The organism is Pararhodobacter sp. (genome assembly GCF_034676545.1).
Taxonomy (GTDB): Bacteria; Pseudomonadota; Alphaproteobacteria; order Rhodobacterales; family Rhodobacteraceae; genus Pararhodobacter.
In genome coordinates, this window is record NZ_JAUCBZ010000015.1 from 92505 (window position 1) to 108953 (window position 16449).

The 16449-nt window shown below is 64.6% G+C and carries 16 protein-coding genes and 1 pseudogene; 7 read left to right on the forward strand and 10 right to left on the reverse strand.

Annotated features, from left to right (window positions below; genetic code table 11):
• Positions 1-2 precede the first annotated feature (2 nt).
• From gpmI to VDQ28_RS03800, 4 genes are all read right to left on the reverse strand, one after another.
• Positions 3-1538: a 2,3-bisphosphoglycerate-independent phosphoglycerate mutase gene (gene gpmI, locus VDQ28_RS03785; protein ID WP_323034668.1), complete on the reverse strand. Its 1536-nt coding sequence runs from the start codon at positions 1536-1538 to the stop codon at positions 3-5.
• A gap of 78 nt (positions 1539-1616) precedes the next feature.
• Positions 1617-2087, reverse strand: a complete 471-nt coding sequence (rlmH, locus tag VDQ28_RS03790) for a 23S rRNA (pseudouridine(1915)-N(3))-methyltransferase RlmH (RefSeq protein ID WP_323034669.1) — start codon at positions 2085-2087, stop codon at positions 1617-1619.
• Positions 2088-2501, reverse strand: coding sequence for a ribosome silencing factor (gene rsfS / locus VDQ28_RS03795; RefSeq protein ID WP_323034670.1), 414 nt, complete (start codon positions 2499-2501; stop codon positions 2088-2090).
• A 69-nt stretch (positions 2502-2570) separates the two neighbouring features.
• Entirely contained in the window at positions 2571-2909 is a 339-nt protein-coding gene (locus tag VDQ28_RS03800) for a hypothetical protein (protein WP_323034671.1), read from the reverse strand.
• Positions 2910-3122: 213 nt separating this feature from the next.
• On the opposite strand from VDQ28_RS03800, the gene VDQ28_RS03805 reads away from it, so the two are divergent.
• A complete protein-coding gene (locus VDQ28_RS03805) occupies positions 3123-3566 on the forward strand; it encodes a hypothetical protein (RefSeq protein WP_323034672.1) in 444 nt (147 codons plus the stop codon).
• Positions 3567-3575: 9 nt separating this feature from the next.
• Here the strand turns inward: VDQ28_RS03805 and VDQ28_RS03810 are convergent, their stop codons facing one another.
• The gene (locus VDQ28_RS03810; protein ID WP_416349349.1) at positions 3576-4925 is read right to left on the reverse strand and encodes a mechanosensitive ion channel family protein; all 1350 of its coding nucleotides are present in this window, start codon (positions 4923-4925) and stop codon (positions 3576-3578) included.
• 322 nt (positions 4926-5247) lie between these two features.
• Between VDQ28_RS03810 and leuC the strand changes: the two are divergent.
• Together leuC and VDQ28_RS03820 are read left to right on the forward strand one after the other, a co-directional pair.
• A pseudogene (gene leuC, locus VDQ28_RS03815) lies at positions 5248-6658 on the forward strand (3-isopropylmalate dehydratase large subunit).
• A 34-nt stretch (positions 6659-6692) separates the two neighbouring features.
• Positions 6693-7208, forward strand: a complete 516-nt coding sequence (locus VDQ28_RS03820) for an HdeD family acid-resistance protein (protein WP_323034673.1) — start codon at positions 6693-6695, stop codon at positions 7206-7208.
• A gap of 66 nt (positions 7209-7274) precedes the next feature.
• On the opposite strand, the gene VDQ28_RS03825 is transcribed toward VDQ28_RS03820, so the two are convergent.
• On the reverse strand, positions 7275-8468 hold the full coding sequence (locus VDQ28_RS03825; RefSeq protein ID WP_323034674.1) for a HupE/UreJ family protein: 1194 nt from the start codon (positions 8466-8468) through the stop codon (positions 7275-7277).
• Between VDQ28_RS03825 and VDQ28_RS03830 the strand changes: the two genes are divergently transcribed.
• The 4 genes from VDQ28_RS03830 (at position 8467) to VDQ28_RS03845 (ending at position 12087) form a co-directional block, all read left to right on the forward strand.
• Entirely contained in the window at positions 8467-9285 is an 819-nt protein-coding gene (locus VDQ28_RS03830) for a DUF4198 domain-containing protein (protein WP_323034675.1), read from the forward strand. The genes VDQ28_RS03825 and VDQ28_RS03830 overlap by 2 nt on opposite strands.
• Positions 9286-9349: 64 nt before the next feature.
• Positions 9350-9955, forward strand: coding sequence for a 3-isopropylmalate dehydratase small subunit (leuD, locus tag VDQ28_RS03835; protein WP_323034676.1), 606 nt, complete (start codon positions 9350-9352; stop codon positions 9953-9955).
• Positions 9956-10198: 243 nt separating this feature from the next.
• On the forward strand, positions 10199-11050 hold the full coding sequence (locus VDQ28_RS03840) for a hypothetical protein (protein ID WP_323034677.1): 852 nt from the start codon (positions 10199-10201) through the stop codon (positions 11048-11050).
• Positions 11051-11079: 29 nt separating this feature from the next.
• Positions 11080-12087, forward strand: a complete 1008-nt coding sequence (locus tag VDQ28_RS03845) for an endonuclease/exonuclease/phosphatase family protein (RefSeq protein WP_323034678.1) — start codon at positions 11080-11082, stop codon at positions 12085-12087.
• A gap of 5 nt (positions 12088-12092) precedes the next feature.
• Here the strand turns inward: VDQ28_RS03845 and VDQ28_RS03850 are convergent, their stop codons facing one another.
• The 4 genes from VDQ28_RS03850 to VDQ28_RS03865 are packed head-to-tail and all read right to left on the reverse strand — an operon-like array spanning position 12093 to position 16386.
• Positions 12093-12305, reverse strand: a complete 213-nt coding sequence (locus VDQ28_RS03850) for a hypothetical protein (protein WP_323034679.1) — start codon at positions 12303-12305, stop codon at positions 12093-12095.
• On the reverse strand, positions 12247-13293 hold the full coding sequence (locus VDQ28_RS03855) for an HlyD family efflux transporter periplasmic adaptor subunit (protein WP_323034680.1): 1047 nt from the start codon (positions 13291-13293) through the stop codon (positions 12247-12249). The genes VDQ28_RS03850 and VDQ28_RS03855 overlap by 59 nt, the downstream gene beginning before the upstream one ends.
• A 10-nt stretch (positions 13294-13303) precedes the next feature.
• Positions 13304-15664, reverse strand: a complete 2361-nt coding sequence (locus VDQ28_RS03860) for an ABC transporter permease (protein WP_323034681.1) — start codon at positions 15662-15664, stop codon at positions 13304-13306.
• On the reverse strand, positions 15661-16386 hold the full coding sequence (locus VDQ28_RS03865; RefSeq protein WP_323034682.1) for an ABC transporter ATP-binding protein: 726 nt from the start codon (positions 16384-16386) through the stop codon (positions 15661-15663). The genes VDQ28_RS03860 and VDQ28_RS03865 overlap by 4 nt, the downstream gene beginning before the upstream one ends.
• Positions 16387-16449: the final 63 nt, after the last annotated feature.

Below are 16449 nucleotides of genomic sequence, written 5' to 3' on the forward strand. Positions count from 1 at the left end.
CCTCAGCCCCGCGCCATCAGGCTATGGCCGGTCATTTCAGGCGGTTGTTCCAGCCCCATCATCTCCAGCAGCGTTGGCGCGACATCGGCCAGTCGGCCCCTGTTCAGCGTCACAGCCTCTGGCCAGCCGATCAGCGCCACGGGCACCGGGTTGACGGTGTGCGCGGTGTGCGGGCCGCCGGTTTCCGGGTCGATCATCATCTCGCAATTGCCGTGGTCGGCGGTCAGCAGCATCGCGCCGCCCGCCGCCTCGAGCGCCGCCATGACCCGGCCAAGCCCCGCGTCAACCGCCTCGACGGCCTTGATCCCCGCCGCGACAATGCCGGTGTGCCCGACCATATCGGGGTTGGCGTAATTGACGACAATCAGGTCATAGCCATGCTCGATTGCCGCGACAAACCGATCCGTCACCTCGGCCGAGGACATCTCGGGCTGCAAATCATACGTCGCAACCTTGGGGCTGGCGGGCATGAAACGATCCTCGCCCTCCTCGGGCAACTCGCGGCCACCGTTCAGGAAAAACGTGACATGCGGGTATTTCTCGGTCTCGGCCAGCCGGAATTGCGTGCGCCCTTGCGCCGCAACCCAATGGCCCAGCGTGTTGACAATGGTCTTTTTGGGATACGCCGTATGCATGAAGGCAATATGCGCCACCGAGTAATCGACCATGCCCAGCATCATCGCCCATTTCACCCGGTGCCCCACATGAAACCCGTTGAACGAGGGCGCACCGACGGCGGCGAGGATCTCGCGGGCGCGGTCGGCGCGGAAATTGAGGCAAAAGAACCCGTCTCCGCCGCGTGCGCCGGCAAAGCCGTCGATCACGGTGGGCGGGATGAACTCGTCGGTTTCGCCCGCGTCATAGGCCTGATCAATGGCCGTCAGCGGATCGGCGGCCAGTTGCCCCTCGCCGCGCACAATTGCCTTGTAGGCGCGCTGCACGCGCTCCCACCGCGAATCGCGGTCCATCGCCCAATAGCGCCCGACCACGGTGCCGACCCGCGCGCCTTCGGGCAGATCTGCCAACAGGTCCTGCATATAGCCCGCCGCTGATTTTGGCGCGACGTCGCGGCCATCGGTGATCGCGTGGATCACCACCGGTACGCCCGCCTCGGTGATCGCGCGCACGGCGGCTTTCAGGTGGTTGATATGCCCATGCACGCCGCCATCCGACACCACGCCCATCAGATGCGCGGTGCCGCCAGAGCCTTGCAGCGTCGTGATGAATTCCTGCAAGGCGGGGTTCTTGGCGAACGAGCCATCCTCGACCGCCAGATCAATCTGGCCAAGGTCCATCGCCACCACCCGGCCCGCGCCAATGTTGGTGTGCCCGACCTCGGAATTGCCCATTTGCCCGGTCGGCAGCCCGACATCGGGGCCAAAGGTGGTCAACGTGGCATGCGGACAGGTCGCCATCACCCGGTCAAAATTCGGCGTATTCGCCAGGGCAACCGCGTTTCCCTCGGTGTTCGGGTTGATCCCCCAGCCATCGAGAATGCACAGTACGACGGGTTTCACTTGGCGTTTCGTCTGGGTCATCGGGTGTCTCCGCTTCTTGGCACTGTCTAAGCACTGCATGGCCAAGGGGCAATGCCCAGATCAAGCGGGAGAGCGGCCTCAAGCCCGGTGATACGGGCTTCCGGCCAGGATCGTTGCGGCGCGGTAAAGCTGTTCCGCCAGCATCACCCGCGCCAAAGCATGGGGCCAGACCATCGCCCCCAGTGACAGCGCAGCATCGGCACCCGCGCGCAGATCGGGGGCCAAGCCATCCGCCCCGCCAATCAGCAACGCCAGATCCTGCGCGCCTTGATCACGCCAGCGGGCCAGACGCGCGGCAAAGTCGGGCGAGGTCATCATCTCGCCGCGCTCATCCAGCACCACCCGCACCGCCCCCGAAGGACAGGCCCGGTCCAGCAAGGCCGCTTCGGCCTCCATGCCGCCGCCGCGTTTGTCCTCGACCTCATGCTCGCGCACCGGACCAAGGCCCAGCGCCCGCCCGGTGCGGTCAAACCGTTTGAGATAATCGTCGATCAAGGCGCGTTCGGGGCCGGACCGTATCCGCCCCACGGCACACAGATGCAGCCGCATCTATGCGGCGTCCGGCGCCACCTGCCACATGCTTTCGAGTTGATAGAACTCGCGCACTTCGGGGCGGAAGATATGAACAACCACGTCGCCCGTATCCAGCAGCACCCAATCGCCGGTTTCCTTGCCTTCCGAACGCGCGGTCAGGCGGAACTCATCTTTCAGCCGAACCAGCAACTTTTCGGAAATGGCAGCCACCTGACGAGACGAGCGGCCGGAACAGATCACCATGTAATCAGCCATGGCAGTGCGGCCGCGCAGATCAATCTGCACGACGTCTTCTGCCTTGTCGTCGTCAAGGGATTGCAGGACCAGTGCCAGAACGTCATCGGCCGTATAGGTCGGGGCCGTGGGTTTCGGGGCGGGGGCCGCAGAGGCGGCCGGGTCGATGTAAGACAGAGAACTGCCCTCCTGCATTTGATGTTGATCCCAATGTAACAATTGACGCCGGGAATCTCAATGCTTCGCAGGTGCAGCACGGCAAACTTACGCCGGAGGGGTGCGCAACCGGGAATTGCTGTTTTCCCGCAGGACGTTTTCTGCCACTCTGCGGCCAACGCCAGCCAAGGACCCCGCCATGTTTCGCCTTCGCCGCAAACCGCCCGCCGCGCCTACGCCCCCGACGCCCCAAGCGGCCACGCCGGGCAAATCCAGCCATTGGATCGACGGCCCGTCGGAAATGGTCAAGGCGTCGATGCAGTATTTCGATACGCCCGACCGCAGCCAGGAGATGCTGCTGGATGCGGTGCGCGCGCTTGTACCCTTTGCCTCGGTGGCGGATTTCGGCACCGGGCGCGGCACCTGGCTCAAGGCGGCGCTGGCCATGGGCGTGAGCGATGTGCGCGGCTATGACATCCCCGAAATCCCCGTCGAACAGCGCCAATTCCCGGCCACTGCTTTTTTGCCGCCGATCTGGGGCAGCCGATCACCATCGAGCGCCAGTTCGACCTCGCGATCTCCACCGAAGTCGCCGAGCATCTGCCCAAGGAACACGCCGCCACCTTCATCGCCAATATCGCCAGCGCCTCGGATATCGTGTTGTTTTCAGCGGCAATTCCCTATCAGGGCGGGGCCGGACACTGCAATGAGAACTGGGTGGAATACTGGGTCAAACTGTTCGCGGATCACGGGTTCGAGTGCTTCGATCTGCTGCGCCTGCCCTATTGGAACGAGGCCGCGATCCGCTCCTATTACCGTCAGAACGTGCTGATCCTCGCCAAGGGGGCCGCCGCCAAAACGCTGCGCGACAAGGGTCACGCGCCCAGCCCGAACGCGCCCAGCCTCATCCACCCCGAGCAATATCTGAAGTCCATCGGCCGCGCCCTGCCGCCCGAGATGGCCCAGGTCGGTGCCGATGTGCGTCACTACTACGACTGCGTGACCAAATCCCCGGCCGAGGTCGATGCCAACCCGGATCGGCGCAGCTATGGCGTCGAGGGCGTGGGCTTTGGTGCGATCCGCAAGTTTCTGGCCAAGCCCTGATTTTGGCGCTCAGTCGGCGCTGATCGGCGGCGCGGCGGGTTTCGCCGACGCCTCGCCCAGCATCCGCACCTCGCGCTGCGGGAAGGGGATCGAAATGCCGTTTTCCTGGAACGCATCCCACAGCGCCAGATACACATTTCCGCGAATATTCGTCAGACCCGCCGCCGGGTCGCTGATCCAGAAGCGCAAGACATAGTCCACCGACGAATCGCCAAAGCCGGTGATATGGCACACGGCAGCGGGCTCTTGCAAAACGCGCGCCGAGCCATAGGCCGCCTCGATCGCGATCTTGCGCACCTTGTGCGGGTCGTCGCCGTAAGACGTGCCGAAATGCAGGTCCAGCCGCACCAGATTGCTGGAGTGCGACCAGTTCACCACCTGCCCGGTGATCAGGTCCTCGTTGGGGATCAGGTATTCCTTGCCGTCCCGAGTCACCACCGACACATACCGCGCGCCCAGCGTGTTGATCCAGCCGAAGGTCTCGCCAAGGCTGATCACGTCGCCGGGTTTCACGGATTTATCCATCAGGATGATGATGCCCGACACCAGATTCGACACCACTTTTTGCAAGCCAAACCCAAGGCCCACGCCAATCGCACCCGACAGCACCGCAAGCCCGGTCAGGTCAAAGCCCACCGCCTTGAGGCCCATGAAGAACGCCGCGCCAAACAGGAACACCTGAAGCGCCTTGATCGACAGTTCCTGCACCGAGGGGCTGATGTCCTCGTTGCCGCGAATCCGCCGCGACAGCGTGTGGCTGAGGAATCGCGCCCCGGCGAACAACAGCCCCGTGACCACCAGCGCCTTGAGGATGGTCAGCGCCGACAGCCGGAAATCGCCGAACTCGACCGAGAAACTGTCGAGCAAATTGCTCGCCTCATCGCTCAGGCCGAGATAATGCAGCGTCGCATAGATCGTCATGCCCCAGACCACGAAGCGCCGCAGCACACGATTGCGCACCAGACGCCCGGCCAGGCCGATCACCAGCCAGGCGGCCGCAATCGTTCCCGCCAGCACCAGCAAATAGCGCCGCGACGGGAACGCATAGAGCGACGCGAACACGGCCACGGCGATCCAGATCAGCACAACATAGGCCACCAGCGGCAGTCGGCGGCGCAGCTGGATCAGCCAGCGCAATTGCCATGTTGCCCAGCCTTCGCGCGCGCGGATCCACGCCTCGAGTCGTCGATCAATAAACCGCCCCAGCACCCAGGCAATGGGCATCAACGCCAGCACCACCCCGATTTGCATCAGGCGATAGGGCAGCAGCAGGCTTTGGGCAAAGGTCACAACCTCGCCGGAAAACCCCTCGGCGCCTTGCAGCCATGCGTTGATCCAGGTTTGAAATTCACTATCCATTGCGGCAGTCTAACGGGCGGCTCGGGCAGTTTCCAGCGCCGCTTTTGCGGCGGCATCGCGATAGAACCGCCCGCAACCGTGCCCCGCGACGCCCCGCGCGCGCGCCTTGGCCCGGAACGCGCCATCTGTATTGCCTGCGCCGGGATTCACAGGTAAGACCTGCGGCCATGATCCGCTACTTTGACATGACCGACCACGCACGCCTTCCGCAGCGTTTCAGCCGGGTGACCCGGTCGGTGCGGGCGCGACTGGGTTGACCAGGGGCCAGCGCCCAAACCAGTCCGCCGTATCACAGCCATTTCGACACAAGTGAGACAGAGCCATGACCGCTCCAAAAACGCTCTATGACAAAATCTGGGACGCGCATGTCGCGCATGAGGCCGAGGACGGCACCTGCCTGCTGTATATCGACCGCCATCTGGTCCATGAAGTGACCAGCCCGCAGGCCTTTGAAGGTCTGCGCATGAGCTGGCCGCACGGTGCGCGCGCCGGAAAAAACCATTGCCGTGCCGGATCACAACGTGCCGACCACGCTGGACCGCGCCAATGCCAAAACCATGACCGAGGACAGCCGCATTCAGGTTGAGGCGCTGGACACCAACGCCAAGGAATTCGGCCTGCATTATTACCCGGTGTCCGACGTGCGCCAGGGCATCGTGCATATCGTCGGCCCCGAACAGGGCTGGACCCTGCCGGGCATGACCGTGGTTTGCGGCGACAGCCACACTGCCACGCATGGCGCGTTCGGCTCGCTGGCGCATGGCATCGGCACCTCCGAGGTCGAGCATGTGCTGGCCACCCAGACGCTGATCCAGCGCAAGGGCAAGAACATGAAGGTGGAAATCACCGGCAAACTGCGCCCCGGTGTGACCGCCAAAGACATCACCATGGCGGTGATCGGCAAGACCGGCACCGCGGGCGGCACCGGCCATGTGATTGAGTATTGTGGCGAAGCGATCCGCGATCTGTCGATGGAAGGCCGCATGACGGTCTGCAACATGGCGATCGAGGGCGGCGCGCGCGCGGGCCTGATCGCGCCCGACGAGACCACGTTCGAGTATGTCAAAGGCCGCCCGCACGCCCCCAAGGGCGCGGCATGGGAGGCGGCGCTGGCCTATTGGAAAACGCTGTATACCGATGAAGGCGCGCATTTCGACAAGGTCGTGACGATCAAGGGCGAAGAGATCGAGCCCGTCGTCACCTGGGGCACCAGCCCCGAGGACGTGCTGCCCATCGGGGCCACGGTGCCCGCGCCCGAGGATTTCACCGGTGGCAAGGTCGAGGCCGTGCGCCGCGCGCTGGAATACATGGACCTGACGCCGGGCCAGAAACTGACTGATATCAAGATCGACACGGTGTTCATCGGCTCGTGCACCAACGGCCGCATCGAGGACCTGCGCGCCGCCGCCGCCATCCTCAAAGGTCGCAAGATCGCCGAGGGGATGCGCCTGATGATCGTGCCCGGCTCGGGCCTTGTGCGCGCACAGGCCGAGGAAGAGGGTCTGGCGGATATCTTCATCGCGGCGGGGGCCGATTGGCGTCTGGCCGGGTGCTCGATGTGTCTGGCGATGAACCCCGACCAACTGGCACCGGGTGAACGCGCCGCCTCCACCTCGAACCGCAACTTCGAGGGGCGTCAGGGCTACAAGGGCCGCACCCATCTGGTCAGCCCCGGCATGGCCGCAGCCGCCGCGATCACCGGTCACCTGACAGACGTGCGCGATTTCATGTAAGGTTGCGTCCTGCAGCCATGAAGGAAGACTGACGATGAAAAACTCTACCAAGCTGATGTTGCTGGGGGCCGTGACGATCCTGTTCGGGGTCATCATTCTGGGCAATGCCGCGCTGGCCTCGCTGGCCGTGGTCACGCTGACCGGCGGCGTCTTGCTGGTGGGTGGCGGCATCCAGATCGTCGCCGGCTTTTCCATGAGCAGCCCCGGCGGCAAGCTGTTTGCCTGGCTGATGGGCGCGCTGATGGTGTTCCTCGGCTGGTCGTTCCTGTCAAACCCGCTGGAGGGCGTGGTGTCGCTGTCGATGCTGATCCTGATCCTGCTGGCCGCGGGCGGCGTCGTGCGGATCTTCTTTGCCTGGCGGGCGCGCACCACCTCGTTTTTCTGGCCGATGCTGATCTCGGGCGTGCTGTCGGTCCTGTTGGCCGCCTATGTCCTCAGCATCCCCGAGGCGACGATGATCCTGCTGGGCACCTTGCTGGGCGTTGAAATGCTGCTCAACGGTCTGGGCGCGGTGCTGTTCGGCCTGTTCCTGCGCCGCACCAACATCTGATCCCGACGCCACGCACACAGACTGAACCCGCCCGGCACATCCCTGCCGGGCGGGTTTTTCCATGGCTTAAAAGAACACCCGCTCGATGGTCCACCAGGCGCCGATCACACTGATCAGGATCGACCCCACCACCGACACCGCGCGGTACATCACCTGCACGTCGCGCACCGGCTGCTCATCCTCGGGCAAGGGCGCAATCCGCGCCAGTCGCGCCGCCAGCAAGACCAGAAGGAACGCCACAAGGATCAGCGCCAGTTGCGCGATCTCCACGCCCAGGTTGAACCCCAGCAACGCGCCGACAAAACTGCTGGCGGAAATCCCGAAATCGCCCAACACGCTGGCAAACCCCAGCCCGTGCAGCAGGCCGAACACGAACACCAGCGCCGTGCGGGCTTTGACATTGCCGCGCCCGCGCAGGTTCTCGACACCGACATAAACAATCGACGCCGCGATCAACGGCTCGACGATACTGGCCGAGAGGGTCACAATGCCAAGGCTCGCCAGCGCCAGCGTGATGGTGTGCGCCGCCGTGAAGGCCGTCACCTGAAACAGGATCGGCCGCAGGTGCAGCGAGAAGAAGAACAGCCCCAGCACGAACAGGATATGATCGAGGCCCAGCGGCACGATATGTTCAAACCCTACGCCGATATAGCGGGCAAACACCGACCAGCCGCTTTCGGTCCTGATCTCGAGGCGCGGCAAGGGCTCGGTCATCTCGCCGCCCGACAGGAACGCGGTATAGGCGTCATCGCCGCCGCCCACCTGCCGCACCACCAGCTCGCCATAAGGTTCCGCCCAGCCAAACCGCAGCGGCGCATCGCCCGCTGGCAACTCCGCCGCGATGGTGAGGGTCGAGGTCCGCGCCACCTCGAAATCGCCAACCTCGGGGATCTGCGCCGCAACCAGGTCCGGCAACAGCCGCGCGCCCGCCACCTCGATGAAAATCTGCGATGCAATGCGCGACCACTCCGCATCCAGCGCCGCGCGGAGTTCCGCAGGCGGCAGCGCGCGGAAACGGTCATAGACCTCGGCCTCGGGGGCCTGCGCCGTATCCACCTGCACCGACAGATCCACCTGCGCCAGGATCGGTTCCAGCGACACCTGCATGTCGATGCTCACCCGGTCCTGCGTCACCTGAATATCGGAAATCGCCGGGTCGATCTCGTGAGCGTGAACGCTGAATGCGCCAAAACTGATGAATAAAATTGAAACGGCGGCGAAATGCACCACCTTATGCCAAACCATATTGGAAAATCTCATGCCCACTCCCATTCGCGTTCTGCTCAGCCTTTACTTGACGCTGTTTACCGCCCTGCCAAGTGCAGCGCATGAATTTTGGATCGATCCGCATGATTTTTCCATCGCGACTGACGAACCGCTGATCGCCGATCTGCGCGTCGGCCAGAATTTCGAGGGCACCGCGCTCTCTTATATCGAGCGCAATTTCACCCGGTTCGAGCTGGCCGTGGGCGACAGCCTGCAACCCGTCACCGGGCGCCTCGGCGACCGCCCCGCCGTGCAGATCGCCGCGCACCCCGAGGGGTTGGGCATCGTGCTGTATGAGACCACCGACAGCTTCGTCGATTACGATGACTGGTCGCGCTTTGTCAGCTTTGTCGAGCACAAGGCCTTTCCCGAGACCCTCGCCCGCCACGCCGAACGCGGGCTGCCCGAAACCGGATTTACCGAGGTTTACACCCGCCATGTCAAAAGCCTGATCGCGATTGGCGCCGGCGCGGGGCAGGACCACGCCTTTGGCCTGCGCACCGAGTTTGTGGCCCTCGCCAACCCCTATACCGACGACCTGAGCGCCGGGTTCCCGGTGCAGTTGCTGCTCGACGGTGCGCCGCGCGCCAATGTGCAGGTGGAACTGTGGGACCGCGCGCCCGATGATAGCGTCACCGTCACCGTGCATCACACCGACGACACCGGTCAGGCGACACTGCCGGTTCAGCCGGGGCACGTTTATATGGTCGATGCTGTCACCATGCTGGAAACCGACCCCCTGATCGCCCCGCGCAACGCCGTCTGGATGTCGCTTTGGGCCGCGCTGACTTTCGCGGTTCCGGCGCGCTGAGGGCATCTTGTGTTGACCCGGCGAAGCCGCTATGCCGCAGGTGGACGCAAGGAGACCTCGTGACATGGAAAAATTCACCAAACTCACCGGGATCGCGGCACCGATGCCGCTGGTCAACATCGACACCGACATGATCATCCCAAAGGGATTCCTGAAAACGATCAAGCGGTCGGGTCTGGGCGTGAATCTGTTCGACGAGATGCGCTATGATCGCCAGGGCAACGAGATCGCCGATTTCGTGCTGAACAAGCCCCAATACCGCGAGGCCGAGATTCTGGTCGCGGGCGACAATTTCGGCTGCGGCTCGTCGCGCGAACATGCCCCGTGGGCCTTGCTCGATTTCGGCATTCGCTGCGTGATCTCGACCAGCTTCGCCGATATTTTCTACAACAACTGCTTCAAGAACGGCATTCTGCCGGTCGTGCTGCCGCGTGAGGCGGTCGATCACCTGATGGACGACGCCACCAAAGGTGCGAACGCCCGCCTGACCGTCAATCTGGAGGATCAGGTCGTCACCGCCTCCGACGGCACCCAATTCCCGTTCGAGGTCGATGCCTTCAAGAAGCACTGCCTGCTGAACGGTCTGGACGATATCGGGCTGACTTTGGAAAAAGTCTCTGCAATTGATGCGTTTGAGTCCGCGAACAAAACACGGTTCCCCTGGCTCTGATTTCTCAAGCTTTGCAACCTATTAGGGCACTCCTTCGGGGGTGCCTTCTTTTTTCCCTAAAGTTGATGCAAAGCTGCGACAGTTCGGCCTCGAAATTGCACGCCTTGTCGCTCATGGTCGTCGTGACTCTTGCAGGGGGACGTGAAAATGGGCACAATTGTGGCAAAATTGAGGCAGACGGTCACATTCCTGGATCGTAAGAAAACCTCCACCGGCCATCAACAGCCGGCAAGGAAAGCGACAATGGGCGACGCCAAAGCAAAGTCGAATGTGCCGGGTGCCCTTGCGCGCGCCGTGCTTGTCGTTGCCTTGGCGATTTTTCCCGCCATGGCCATGCCCTCGACCGCGCCTGACACCGCGCAAAGCACCATTCTGCTGGCGCTTTTCGCGGGTGGGATCGTTTTTGCCGAATACTCCTCCGACTACCCCGGACTCATCGAATTTCGCTTTGCCGCGCCCTTTAACCGCTCACGATTTGCCCTGGTCGCGCTGATGGCCGTGCTGCTGGCCCTGTTGCAACGCAATGTCGTCGACCCCGGAACCTTGAGCAGCCTGGCCGCGACGCTCGCTGCCGCTTGTGGCGCGATGCTCGATTTTCCCGGCAGCCCGGTCAGCCTGCTGGTCGCCGCCCTGCCCGATTCCGTACCCGCCGCGCATCTGGCGCTGGTCCGCGATGGTGCGGCGCTGGCGTTTGTGTTGTCGGCCACCACCGTTCTGGCCTTCGTCACCGCGATCCGCCTGGACGCCTGGCCGATGGGCACGGGGCCGTTCAACGTCTGGATCAACCTGCCCACGTTTGATCCGACCGCGGGCAATGATGTGGTGCTGCGCCTGCAACGTCATGCCCGCATTAACGTTGTGTTAGGGCTTATCCTGCCATTCTTGCTGCCAGGCGCGGTGATTGCGTCGGCGTTGCTGATCAAGCCGCTGACGCTGTTGTCGCCAATGGGGTTTGTTTGGGGGATCTTGCTGTGGGCTTACTTGCCGGCCGGTCTGGTGATGCGTGGCGTGGCCATGGCCCGCGTGGCGCGCATGATCCGCACCAGCCGCCGCCGCTTCGCCGACTCAGAGGGCAACGCCTTCGCCACCGCCTGACCGCAGCGCTTTGCGGGTTTTGCGCCCTTGTGCTGTGCGGCCTTGCGACCCCGCTGGCCGCACAATCCAGCCTGCGGCTGGCGCTCTATCACACCGGACTTGGCCGGGATGGTCCCGGCATACTGCTGCGCGACATTCGCCGCGATGTTGCGGATGTGGTGACCGCGCGCGACGCGATCACCGCGCTCGCCCCGGATATCCTCGTCTTGCTCGATATGGATTGGGATCTGGAAGCCATCACCCTCGACGCATTCGCCGAGGGGCTGGCGGCGGCGGGCCACGCCATGCCGCACCGCTTCAACCCGCGCCCCAACGCCGGGATGGCGACGGGCCTCGACCTTGACGGCGACGGGCGGTTCGGCACGGCGGATGATGCGCAGGGATGGGCGCGGTTCGCCGGATCGGGCGGCATGGCGCTGTTGTCACGCTGGCCCATCGACACCGCGCGACTGACGGATCACACCGCGTTCCTCTGGCGCGACTTGCCGGATGCCCGATTGCCGCAGCGAAACGGGCAAGCCTTCCCCAACGCGGCCGTATTCGACGTGCAGCGCCTCGCGTCGGTCGCGGCATGGGAGGTGCCGGTGCGGGTGGGGGAACACGCGCTGACCGTCATGGCCTATCACGCGGGGCCGCCTGCCTTTGGCGGCGCGGAAAACCGGAATTTCAACCGCAACGCCGACGAAACCGCGTTCTGGCGGTACCGCCTCGATGGCCGCCTTGGCCCGCCGCCCACCGCGCCCTTTGTGCTGATGGGCGACGCAAACCTCGACCCGGACGGCGGCGACGGCAATCACGCCGAGATACGCGCCCTGCTGACTCATCCGGCATTGCAAGACCCTCGCCCCCTGGGTTCCTCGCCGGTTGATGGCGCGCAAAGCCCGGTAACCGCGCATTGGCCTGATGGTCCCGGCGCGCTGCGCGTGGAATACGCCCTGCCCTCGGCGGCGCTGCGCGTGCTGGCCTCCGGCCTGATCTGGCCCAGCGACGAGGCGCGCCATGCCATCGTCTGGCTCGACATCGCCTGGCCACCCTGACGGCCTCAGGGTTGATCGCGCGCAACGATGGCCGCGCCCTCCTCCAGCGACGAGGCCGGGAACAGAACCACGGTGTCGCCCGCCGCCAGCCCGCCCAGAACCTCGGCCTGCCCCTCGGCTTGCTGGCCGATCTGCACAGGGGTCAGATGCGCGGCCCCGTCAATCGCGCGGAATACCGCCCAGCCCCCCGCACGCCGAAACAGCGCGCTCTGCGGCACTTGCAACACGTCGTCGCTTTGCCAGGTGACCACGCGCACAAAGACGCGAAACCGGTCGCCCAACCCCTGGCCGTGTCTCGGCGCCTTGCGTGAAATCGAGGACCAACCGCACGCGCTGCTCCTCGATGCCAAGCGCGGACACGCGGGTAAACGCCGCCGGCTCGATGCGCCGCACCACGGCCTCCAGAACGTTGTCGCCGCCCCACCGTTCGACCAGCGCGGGCGCGTCGACCTCGACGCGCACGGCATCCGACGACAGCAGGTCAATCTCGATCTCAAGATCGCGCAGATCGCCGATCGACAGCAACGCCGCCCCCGCGACCACGGGCCGCGAGGACAGGTCTGCAATGTTCAAAACCGTCCCCGAATGCGGCGCAAGGATCGACAGCGCGCCGCCGGAATCCGGGAAATCCGCCGAGGTCAGCAATTGCGCCCGCGCCCGTGCCAGCGTTGCGCTTTGCAAATCCCGCTCGGATCGCGCGGCGGCCAACGCCTGCGAGGCGGCGGTGAAACCGTGTTCGGCATCCTCGCGCGCCCGTTGCGAGATGGTGCCCGCCGCCGCCAGGGCCCGCGCGCGCTCCAGCGCGATTTGCGCGTTGCTCAACCCCGATACAGCGCGCCGAAAGTTGGTTTCCGACAGCGCCAGCGCCGCTTCGGCCTCGGTCACGGCGGCTTCGGCCTGGGCGCGGCTGCGGGCGTCCATCAACCCCGGCTCTGCGGGCCGGATCACCGCCAGCACGGTCTCGCCCTCGACCACCGGGTCGCCCACATGCACCGGCGAGCGCTCGACCATCCCCGAGATCGGCGCGGCAATCGCATAGGGTTCGCGCACCCGCGTGATCCCTTCCGCGGCAATCGTCACCTGCATCGGGCCGCGGCTGACCTGCGCCAGATCGACGGCTGCGGGCTGCGGCCACAGTGCCCAGACCAACCCGCCGACCAGCACCGCGCCCGCCCCTACCATTGTCAATCGCCGTGCCCAGGCCATGTTCAACTCCTCATTCCCGCGCCTTGAGCGCCATCACCAGATCCACATGATCCAACCGTCGCCGCACCAGCAATACCGCCGCCAACGAGGCCACGAACACCGCCACCCCCGCCAAGGCATAGGTGCGTTTGGTGATGATGAACGGCATTTGCATCAGATCATTCGACATTGCCGTGACCATCGCATCGGCCAGGAAATGGCCCACCAGCCACCCCACCGGGATCGCCACGAGGGTCAGCAGCATCATCTCGCCCACCAACACAAAGCCCACTTCGCCGCGCGAAAAGCCCAGCACCCGCAGCGTCGCCAATTCGTGACGCCGTTCCGAAAGCTGGATCCGCGCCGCATTATACACCACGCCGATCGCCGTCATCAGCCCGACCAGCGTCTGCATGACCATCACCGTCGTCAGGTTTTCGCTGAGCGTCGCATCAAATTGCCGCCGCACATCGGCCCAATCAGTCAGCCCGGCAACAGCGGGTGTCGCCTTGATCGCGTCGTTGAGCGCGGGCATGGTTTCGGGGCGGACCAGCAGGTTGATGTGGTTCACCTGCGGCGCAACGCGCATCGCGGCAAAGAGCGCGGCGGCCCCCATATGCGCCTCCTGGCCCATGCTTTGCGCGATCACCTGCGACACCGGCAGATCCAGCACATCGCGCGGCGGCGACAACATCTCGATGCGCAAGGTATCCCCGACCGCGACCCCCAGATTGGCGGCCAGTCGCTCGGGCAGGACCAGCCCCTCGGCGGGCAGCTCGATCACGCGGCCCGCGTCATCCATCAACCGGGACAAGGTATTGCCCGGGAAATGACCTTGCAGCGCGGTCAGCCGCTCGTGATGCTCATGGATCAGCCGCGCGGGGATCGAAAATCCGCCCTCGGCCAGCCGCACGCCGGGCAGCGTCATCGCATCGAGTATCGCGCGTTCCGGTGCCGCCTGGTTCAGGACCAGGGTCAGGTGTTGGCGATTGGAGCTTTCAAACATCGTATCGGCCAGCACGTCGATGGCGTCGAACATGAAATAGGACGCCACCAGCATCGCCACCGACGCGACCACGCCAAACACCGTGATCGCCGCGCGCCCCGGCCACCGCAGGATCGAGCGCAGGATCATCATTGTCGTTTGCCGGAACCCCAGCCAATCAATCACCCGGTCCACCGTGCCGCGGGTAAAACTGGGGGGCGCGGGGGGCGACATGGCCGCTGCGGGCGGCAACCGGACCGAGCCCCAGACCGCGCGCAAACCGCCGGTGATCACCGTGATCGCCGCCAGGATCGCCGACAGCGCCAGCGCACCATAGCCCGGATCGCGCAGAATGAACGGGAAGCGGAAGAACTCTCCGTACATGCCGATCATCACATCACCCAGCCAGAAACCCAGCGCCCAGCCCAGCGCAATGCCGATGACACCGATCAACAGCGCCAGTTTCAGATAGTGCCACGCAATATCAACCGTGCCATAGCCGACCGCCTTGAGCAGGCCGATCTGCGTGCGCTCCATCTTGATCAGGCGGCCCAGAACCATGTTCACCAGAAACGCCGCGACGATCATGAAGATCGGCGGCAGGAAATTGGCCAGCACGCTCAGCTGCGTCATTTCGCCATCGAGAAACGCGTGCGAGGTCTGGCGGTCGCGCTCATAGGCACCGGTGCCGCCGTAGGGGTCCAACACCCGGTCTACGGCGTCGATCACCGCGCGCGGATCAGCGCCGCGCGACAGCCGCAGCGCGATGTCATTGACCGCGCCGCCCATGTCCATCGCCGCCTCGGCAGCCGCTTCGCCCATCCAGATCAGGCCGAAGCGGCGGTCATCGGGCATCATCGAGCCCGGCGCAATCGTATAGACAAACTCGGGCGACAGAACCCAGCCGGTCACCGTCAACGCGCGCCTTTGCCCGTTCAGGATGCCGTAAAACGTGCGGCCCGGCAGCAGATCGTGCTGCTCGGCAAAGGGTTCGTTCAGCGCGACTTCCTGCGCGTGATCGGGGTCCGGCAAACGCCCGCGGCGCAACAAGGGCACATTGAGCTGCGCGCCCAGCGGCGGCAACGAGACGACCTGCGCCGTCGCCGGTTCCGCCATATCCGCGATATCGAGCACCGCATGAAAGCTGATCCGCCCTTCGACCTGCGCCACGCCGTCAATCGCCGCGATCTGCGTCACAACCGCATCCGGTGCGCGGCTTGCGCCCGCGAAAACCTCGGCGAAACGGTGGCGCTCGTAATAGGCGGTGCGCGTGCCCTCCAGCGTTCGTGCGGTCATCGTCATGCCAACCAGCATCATGATGCCGCAGGCCAGCACCAGCGCGATGGCGAGTGTTTGCGCCCAGACCCGGCGCAGATCGCGCAGCATTTTCAGGTCCAGCGCCCTCACCACGTCACCTCGCTGGGTGCGACGCGATGGGTGTTTGTCGTGTCCGATTTGATCAACCCATCGGCCAGCACCACCACCCGATGCGCGATTTTCTGGATGCCCGCGTTATGCGTGATCAGGATCGTCGCGGTGCCCAGATCCTCGTTCACCTGCGTCAACGCCTCAAGCACCTGCACGCCGGTCGCGCTGTCCAGGGCCCCGGTCGGCTCGTCGCACAGCAACACATCGGGGCGTTTGGCAATGGCGCGGGCAATGGCCACGCGTTGTTGCTCGCCACCCGACAATTCCGCCGGAAAATGGTTGATCCGATGCGCCAAGCCGACGCGTTCAAGCGCTTCCTCGGGCGTCATCGGGTTTTTGGAAATCTCGGTGACCAGCGCCACATTCTCGCGCGCGCTCAGGCTGGGGACGAGGTTGTAGAACTGAAAGACAAAGCCCACATGATCGCGCCGAAACACGGTCAGCTTGGCCTCGGAGGCGCGCGTCAGCTCTTGCTGGCGGAAAAAGACATGGCCCTCGGTGGGGCGGTCCAAGCCGCCCATGATGTTCAACAAGGTCGATTTGCCCGAGCCGGACGCCCCCAGCAGCACCACCATTTCGCCCTCGGTCAGCGACAGGTCAACGCCGCGCAATGCCTGCACCTCGACCGCGCCGGTGCGATACACCCGCGTGACGCCTTCGACGCGAAAAACCGGCTCTTTGGGTGTGCTTTTGGGGCCCATTGGCAGACGATAGGACGAAAACCTGCACGCAACCATGATTTATCGCAAGGTTGCGGCCCCGCT